Raw genomic sequence first — 7,414 nt, forward strand, 5'->3', positions numbered from 1 at the left:
GAGCCATCAATACTCACCGAAACCACCAGTCCTCCACCGACGTCGCCCCCGAAAGCGCCTGGTTCAAGTCCTCATACAGCAGCGACGGCACCGGCAACTGCGTCGAGGCTGCCTACCTTGCGCCTGGGGTCGGCATCCGCGACTCCAAGGACAAGAAGAGCCCCGCGCTCGTCTTCCCGAAGTCCTCGTGGGCCGCCTTTGTGGCAGGCGTCCGCTCGGGCGAGTTCGACGCGCACGCCTGACCACTCTCTGCGCGGCAGAATCATGGCGGCCCCCCTCAGACACGGTGAGGGGGGCCGCCAGCGCTGGCGAAGCACACCTGTGTCGAGGTGCTGCCCTCGCGGCAGTCGAGACCGACGGCGAGAAGGTCGTCCGGCTCGGCGTACCACTGATCTGTACCACCGCGGCCGGACCGTGGTGGACCCCGCGCGGGCTGCGCGGACGGTGCGGGTCCGGCTGCGAGCCGACGGCATCAAGCCGCCGCCGTACGAATCAAGGGCCCGGGCCTCCGCGCGGCACCTGCTGCTGCAGCCCCTCTACAGTAAGCCGCAGAACGAAACCGGCAGGCCAACCGTGCCCGGGCCCAGGGATGGCGTTGGCCAGGCATCGGGGACGGTCTGCTGGAGAAGATCGAACGCGACGATCCCCGCGGCCTGCGGTTCCACAAGGCGGTAGCCCGCTTCACCCAGGACGTCGACGCCGACCCACTACAGGTCAGACGCCTACTGGCGAATCAGGCTGCCCGTCCGATTGAACGCGGCGACATCGACGAACCCAAGCCTTGGCAGTGAGAGCCGTAGTTCTGAACTCCGTCCGCTGCATTAAACCAGCACTCGGGGCCTTGCGTACCCCCGCAACGCCCCGGTTTTCGGGCACCCTGCGCACCCCCAGGCGGGCCTCGCGGCTCCTACGCAAAGCCAAACCGAGTGCCCCGGTGACCACACCCACCAGCGCATATGGTGCAGTACCAGACGCGCCGCCGGTCTGACCGGCGGCCGCGCCACAGGCTGCGCCACTGAGGGATCTCCGGGCGCGACGGGGAACTGGATCGGCAACTCCGGTCGCCGCGGCGAGGTCGGGAAGATCGGCAACGACAACGCCTCGTACTCCAAAATTGTGCTCGATCTCCCCTGGCGATCGCCTGGAAAGGCACCGACACAGGCTGATAGTCGACTCCGACGGTGATCCACTGGGGTGACATACTCTTCCCCGCCGAACAGCCCGAACGAGTGCGTGCGGACAGGAGAAGCGATGCTGGGAGCGTCTACGCCGCGGTACTCCCCCAGGAAGTGCGAGCGTGCCTGGGCAAAGGGCGTCGGCTTCCTGTGGCAGGGACGACCGGACTGGGCGGCGCAGTGCTTCGAAGAGGCCATCCACCACGATCCGACCGCCGCCGACGCCTGGCTCGGCCTCCATGCCACGGGGCGCCGCCAGCCGGAAGCCGTCGACGCGATGTCACGGCACAGTGCTTCCTTCGGCGCTATGCGCCGGAAGCACAACATGCCGCTCGTGTCCCAGTTCGACCTGGGGTGTTATGTCTCGTTCCGGCTAGAGACCGCACGCGACCTCTGGCTCGCCATCGTGGCCAGGCTCATGGACGCAGGGCGCGCCCAGGAAGCGTGGCAGGCGCTGTCGCAGGCGTACCTGGACTGCAACGAGACACGGTTCGCGTGCACGAGAGCCGCGTACTTGAGAGGGGACTGGGCCGCTGTCCTGGATGTCTCGAGGAACATCACGGACGGCTTCCTCCGTGACGAGTCCCAGTTCTACGTCGCCAAGGCCCTGATCGAACAGCATGTCTTCCACGAGGCCCTCAACGTCCTCGCGCCGCTTCCGCAGGAGCTTGCCAGGGAAGGCCGCTTCGACGGCGAGGTCGCCTATGCGCGGGGCCTCGCGCACGAGGGACTTCAACAGCCGGAAGAGGCGCTCCAGCACTTCCAGTACGCATTTCGCTGCTTCCCCACACTCGCCGATGTGGCCACACGCGCCCAGGCCGCCACCGCGGCACCAGCGGGGCAGGCATCGCCATCCGCCGACAGTGTGGACAGCGCGGCCGGCGCGGGCAGCCCAGTCGACGGTAATGATGCCGCCGCACGGGAAATCCTCCTCGACGAGGCGATGGCCACACTGGACGGCATGGTGGGCCTCGAGTCAATCAAACGCCAGGTACGCACACTCATCGCCCAGTTACGCATGGCCGCACTACGCAAGGAACAGGGGCTGCCCGCCACGGCCGCACCACAACACTTCGTGTTCGCCGGCCCTCCCGGTACCGGTAAGACCACCGTGGCACGCGTGATCGGCAAGGTCTTCGCGGGCCTCGGGCTGCTCGAAAAGGGACAGCTGGTGGAGGCACAACGAGTCGACCTCGTCGGTAAGTTCCTCGGCCATACAGCCGTCAAGACGAGTGAAGTGATCGACTTGGCGATGGACGGGGTCTTGTTCATCGACGAGGCTTATGCACTGTCCAACAGCGGCTACGCAGGCGGGCGGGACGCCTTCGGTGAGGAAGCACTTCAGGTCCTACTCAAGCGCGCCGAAGACGACCGGGACCGGCTTGTCGTCATCCTGGCCGGCTATCCGCACGAGATGGCCGAATTGCTCGCGACCAACCCCGGGCTCTCGTCCAGGTTCACCACCCGCGTGGACTTCCCCTCCTACTCCGCCGACGAGCTCTTCAGGATCGCCCAGAGTCGCTGGGAAAGCCAAGGTGACATCCTCGACGAGGACGCGGCGCGGGTACTCGCCGCGTCCTGCGTACAGGTCGTGGACGAGGAACTCATCGACCAGCTGGGCAACGGCCGGTTCATCCGCGAACTCTGCAGGAAGGCAGCCGCGGTCCGCGACCTGCGCCTGTACGAGGAGCACGGCGGCTCCGGGACACTCACCCATGAAGAGATCACCACCGTGCGCGCGGCGGACATCTCCCGGGCCTACCAGGGACTCCACGGCAGCACGACCCCGCCCTGAGCCAGCGTCACGGACCGGCCGGCAGTGCCAAGACCCATTCCCGTGTGGTGAGACACGTAGCTCCTGGACCCGGACACGAAGCCACGACACCCATGGACTTGCAGCGGATCAGGGAGTACATGACGGTCAGCTGATCCCCGCCGTTCGCGGACAGGTTGACCGCAACGATGTCCGCCTCAGGGGTGATGAGCAGGGTTCGGCGCTTCCATGGGTGAGCGTGGACGGGATGGTCATCCCTTTGGTGGGTCGTCAGCGGTCCCAATGCGCGGAGCGAGGGTGAGGGTGCCGTCGGCGTCCCACCCGAAGCTGACGGGCGTGCCGTTCTCGCCCTTGCCCTGATGAGGGCCGGGCACTTCTTCGCCGCCCGTACGACCATGGCCCGATCCACGTGAAGGCGCGTCCTCTCCGCCCACGCCTCGGACCGCGCGGTCCGAGGGTTGAGGCCTCCGCTTTCGCGCGTCTCTCGTCCGGAGGCAGTCCGGAACGTGGGGTGGTACGAAATCGGTAGTGCAGAGAATTCTCACGGGGCGAGACGCCGGGCCGGAATGCCCTTACGTGCCGTAATCTCAGCAGCCTTCCTCTTGATGTCGTCTACGGTGTTGTCGTAGATCAAAGTGAGCGTGTGATCGAGGATTTCGACACCATCCAGCACGTCCGCTACACGTAGATGGTCCTCATGGCTGCCTACGTTGCCGATCCACTTAACAGCCAAAAGAAGGTCGGCTGCATCCTCATATTCTGGTCTCGCCTTTTTGAGGTTCTCGATTCGCGCATGGAGCTTGACTTCGACAGGCCTGCCCCGCTTGCCGCTTGCCCACCTGGGTATGCCCAGCTCGTCCATCAGAGCCTCCGTTGCGGAGCGCAGTCGGTTGGCGGCCGAGCTGGGATCCAACCAGATCACCTTGGCTGCAACTTGGATCAGCTTCTGGACGGTCTCAGGGGACCCGTCGTGGTGTTCAAAAAGAGGGAGTGCCGGCAGGAAAACTTCAGGGGTGAGCCACGCAATGTAAGAGGCCCCATCCCATCCCTCCGACCCCTTGAAGTCCATATCAACGCTCATTCTGCCGCTCACGCGCACGAGATCACAGGACTTATTTCCGCATCGCAGCATGGCGTTAAACCAGCCGTTGGCATAATCGGGATCCCATGCATCGTGAGCATGCCAAGCCTTGCTCGTCTCTGCCTCCTCCATTACGTACGAGTCGGCCACTAGAGACAAAGCGCCTCGCCTACACGTCGGACACGGAATGTGGGGCCATTCCGCAGTGTTCTCGGGGAAGCCTTTGGCTATTGCATGCAGGTCTTTGATGAGCAGGTTGGCCATGCGCGCTAGCTTGCCACCACAGACCCGAGTCTCACGAGCGGTTTCACGATGTAGTTCAGAGAACCCTGGCGCGCCACCTTCCGCTCGACAAACCGGACTATCGCGGCCTGCCGGGTGGTGAGACCTTCAGGGTTGACGACCCGGATTCCGGACGGCCGCCCGGGCCACCTGCGGTTTCGGCGACATTCATCTGATGCTCCCCTGACGGGATCTTGCTCGGGGGACCGTAACCCGCAACCCACAACGGAGGGAACACCATTCCGATAGTGATCTGTGCGGATGAAGTGCCTGGTCAGTGTCTATCAATCCGGTATGTCAGGTGACGGTGACGCGCAGGACGTACCGCTCGCCGGTGCTGATCGCTTCGGCCTGCTCGACCAGGTCGGCGTGGGCGAACTCCAGCAGGGCCTGGTCGGCCGCCAGGCGCAGCAAGGGCAGGATCTCAGCGGCGGGCCGGCCTTGGTGTGTCTTGGCAAGCTCGGCGAAGGCCCGCTGGTACGGGGCTCCGTACGATGCGTCGGCGCTGTCGGCCAGAAGCCGGTCCAGGTGCGGCTGCCCACGCGGATCTCGCCCATGGCCCGCTCCCGTGCTTCTCGGGACCGGCCTCTCCGGGCCTTTCGCTTTCGACGCTACGGGCCGGGTCTGACAATGGGCCGTCCCTTCCGCTGCCGTCATGACGGGTTGTCGGGCTGAGCCACAGGGGCCAGTCGGGGCCGGCCGCACCGAATGGGTCAACGTGTGCCGTCGCCGGTGCGGCGGCTCTCAGAACGTGGTGACGGTCGGAGCCTGCCGGAATCCGGCGGCGATCTCAGGGTGGCGTGCGGGCACCGTGTTCGGGCCGACGCGGACGTAGAACTCCGGGCGCTGTGAGTCACGGTCGCGGTAGGCGTACATCTGGCCCCCGCCGGAGACCTCGATGGCGAGGACCTTCTTGCCGTCGTGGTCGATCACGCGTGACTCGTACGGCGGCGCTGGTTCCACGCTGTCCCGGATCATGCCGATGACCTGGAGTTCCTGCTTGTCGACGGTCGGCTTCTCGGGCAGGCCCACGATCTGCAGGTCGTCGCGGACGCCGATCAGGACGGTGCCGCCGTCGTGCGATGCGAAGGCGGCGATGGTCTTGAGCATCTTCTTCCGGGAGTCGCCCTCCGGGACCTCCTGTTTGCACTCCAGGTACTTTCCCTCTCCGTTCGCAAGGAGAAGCTCCAGCTCCGGGCCGGGCTGCTCCCAGACGATCGAGGCATCGCGGGCGCGCCCGTACGTGGGAGCCGGGAAGTGGCGCCAGTCCAGCCACTGGTCCGCGCGGCGGAGCATCAGCAGGCTGTCGCGCACGAGTCCGTGGGGCAGCGGGAAGCGGTAGGCGCCGGCGCCGGCGACGGACTGACGCTCGTTGCCCGCCGACCAGCTCAGCTCGAGTACCGCACCGTCCAGGGCCGCGCCGTCGACGACGGCCGTCAGCAGGTCGGGCCCGATGGTGATCTGCGAGAGCCAGCCCGCACGCTGCGGCAGGACGATACGCCACAGCTCCGAGCGGCCCGCGTTGCTGTCGTGGGGGCGCTGGTGAAGGAAGGCACTGAGGGCCTGGTCGAAGTTCAGGAAGGAGGGGCCGTCCCCGACCAGCAGGTCGTGGCCGGGCTGGAGCGCGTTGGCGTCCCGGTTGATGGTCCACTCGGTACGCGGCCACGGCGTGGTCACCCGGTCCCACTCTTGCCGGCCGCGCAGCCGAGAGGTGGAGGCGCTGGAGGGCGGCGGGCTGGGGACGACGACGTGGAGACCGTGGATGTCCTGTTCGTCGCCCCGCAGCAGCGCGGCGACCGTCGGGCCGGGCAGGCGCAGCTTCAGGAAGCTCGCCGTGCTGTAGCGCCAGACCTGCTCCGTCACCGGGGTGTCGTCGTCCAAGATGACCTGGCCATGGTGCAGGTGCCACTGTTGTGCGTCCGCCCTGTACGCCGGGGACGAGGATCAGCGGGCCCTCGTTCCGTCGCCTACGAGGCTGTCGAAACCCTCTTCGACATCATCGCCCGCCGCAGAGTTGCCTCGGCGGCCTTCCGCCGCAGCTGCCCTGGTCACGGGGCTCAACCCCGGCCTGCGCGCTGCCTACGGAGTCGGTCCCGACACCGCTACACAGCTGCTGATCACCGCCGGGGACAACCCCGCCCGCCTGCGCACCGAAGCGTCCTTCGCCGCCCTGTGCGGTGTCGCCCCGGTTCCGGCTTCCAGCGGCAAGACCAACCGTCACCGGCTCTCGCGCGGCGGTGACCGCGCGGCGAACGGGGCCCTCTACCGCATCGCGCTCGTCCGTATGCGCCGCGACCAGCGCACCCGTGAGTATGTGGAGCGTCAAACCAAGGCCGGCCGGACGAAGAAGGAGATCATCCGGCTCCTCAAACGCGCCATCGCCCGGGAGGTCTTCCGCCTCCTGACCACCACAGTCGAAGTCCCCGAGATCGCGGACCTCAGGCCCGCTCGCCAGGCCAAGAACATCACTCTCACCGCTGCAGCGAACCACTTCGGAGTCTGGCCCGCCGTCATCTCCAACATCGAACGGGGCCTTCGCCGTGACGACACCTTCGCCGACGCCTATCGCAGCTGGCTCTCTGCCGCTTGACCAACGATAGGAGCATCAAGGCCCTGGAATCGATGGCGGAATGGCGCACTCGCCCCCTCGATCCGGTTTACCCGGTGGTCTTCATCGACGCTGTCCATGTCCGGATCAGGGACGGGCAGGTCGCCAACCGGCCCGTCTACGTCGCGATCGCAGTCACCGCGGACGGCTACCGGGAGATCCTCGGTCTGTGGACCGGGCAGGGCGGTGAAGGCGCGAAGTACTGGCAGACGGTGCTGACCGAGATCCGAAACCGCGGCGTGAAGGACGTCCTCATGCTCGTCTGCGACTGTGAGGATGATCGTGTTCCGCACGGGGCCGCGGCTTGACCCGGTCTGCGACTGACCAAGGTGTCCTGAGCGCCGATCTGTCGGACCGGTCCCGTGCGGGGCTCGCTGCCGCCGGCCCCGGCGGGCGTGTCCCGATAGACATCTCGGGGTCTGAAGAAGTCAAGCAGCAGCTGCCATGGGTGAGGTCGCGGGCGGAGCGAAGGCGCGTTCCTCGTTGAAGAGGAC

4 protein-coding genes and 2 pseudogenes are annotated in these 7,414 nt (G+C 66.6%); 4 read left to right on the forward strand and 2 right to left on the reverse strand.

What is annotated here, in order from left to right:
- Positions 1–5 precede the first annotated feature (5 nt).
- Both ACFU5O_RS36345 and ACFU5O_RS36350 read left to right on the forward strand, forming a co-directional pair.
- A complete protein-coding gene (locus tag ACFU5O_RS36345; protein ID WP_384247041.1) occupies positions 6–242 on the forward strand; it encodes a DUF397 domain-containing protein in 237 nt (78 codons plus the stop codon).
- A gap of 1,009 nt (positions 243–1,251) precedes the next feature.
- The gene (locus ACFU5O_RS36350) at positions 1,252–2,970 is read left to right on the forward strand and encodes an AAA family ATPase (RefSeq protein ID WP_384247031.1); all 1,719 of its coding nucleotides are present in this window, start codon (positions 1,252–1,254) and stop codon (positions 2,968–2,970) included.
- A 520-nt stretch (positions 2,971–3,490) separates the two neighbouring features.
- Here the strand turns inward: ACFU5O_RS36350 and ACFU5O_RS36355 are convergent.
- Positions 3,491–4,294: a DUF4145 domain-containing protein gene (locus ACFU5O_RS36355; RefSeq protein WP_384247034.1), complete on the reverse strand. Its 804-nt coding sequence runs from the start codon at positions 4,292–4,294 to the stop codon at positions 3,491–3,493.
- 762 nt (positions 4,295–5,056) lie between these two features.
- Positions 5,057–6,193, reverse strand: coding sequence for a helix-turn-helix domain-containing protein (locus ACFU5O_RS36360; RefSeq protein WP_384247036.1), 1,137 nt, complete (start codon positions 6,191–6,193; stop codon positions 5,057–5,059).
- A 163-nt stretch (positions 6,194–6,356) separates the two neighbouring features.
- Here ACFU5O_RS36360 and ACFU5O_RS36365 point away from each other — a divergent pair.
- Positions 6,357–6,719 (forward strand): annotated as a pseudogene (locus ACFU5O_RS36365) (transposase); the annotation flags it as partial.
- A gap of 206 nt (positions 6,720–6,925) precedes the next feature.
- Positions 6,926–7,189 (forward strand): annotated as a pseudogene (locus ACFU5O_RS36370) (transposase); the annotation flags it as partial.
- Positions 7,190–7,414: the final 225 nt, after the last annotated feature.

It is taken from the genome of Streptomyces sp. NPDC057445, assembly GCF_042802855.1.
GTDB lineage: Bacteria > Actinomycetota > Actinomycetes > Streptomycetales > Streptomycetaceae > Streptomyces.

Excerpts from the sequence above, each read along its gene's own strand:
- ACFU5O_RS36350 (WP_384247031.1), top strand. The coding sequence starts at position 1,252 with ATGCTGGGAGCGTCTACGCCGCGGTACTCCCCCAGGAAGTGCGAGCGT.
- ACFU5O_RS36355 (WP_384247034.1), bottom strand. The coding sequence starts at position 4,294 with ATGGCCAACCTGCTCATCAAAGACCTGCATGCAATAGCCAAAGGCTTC.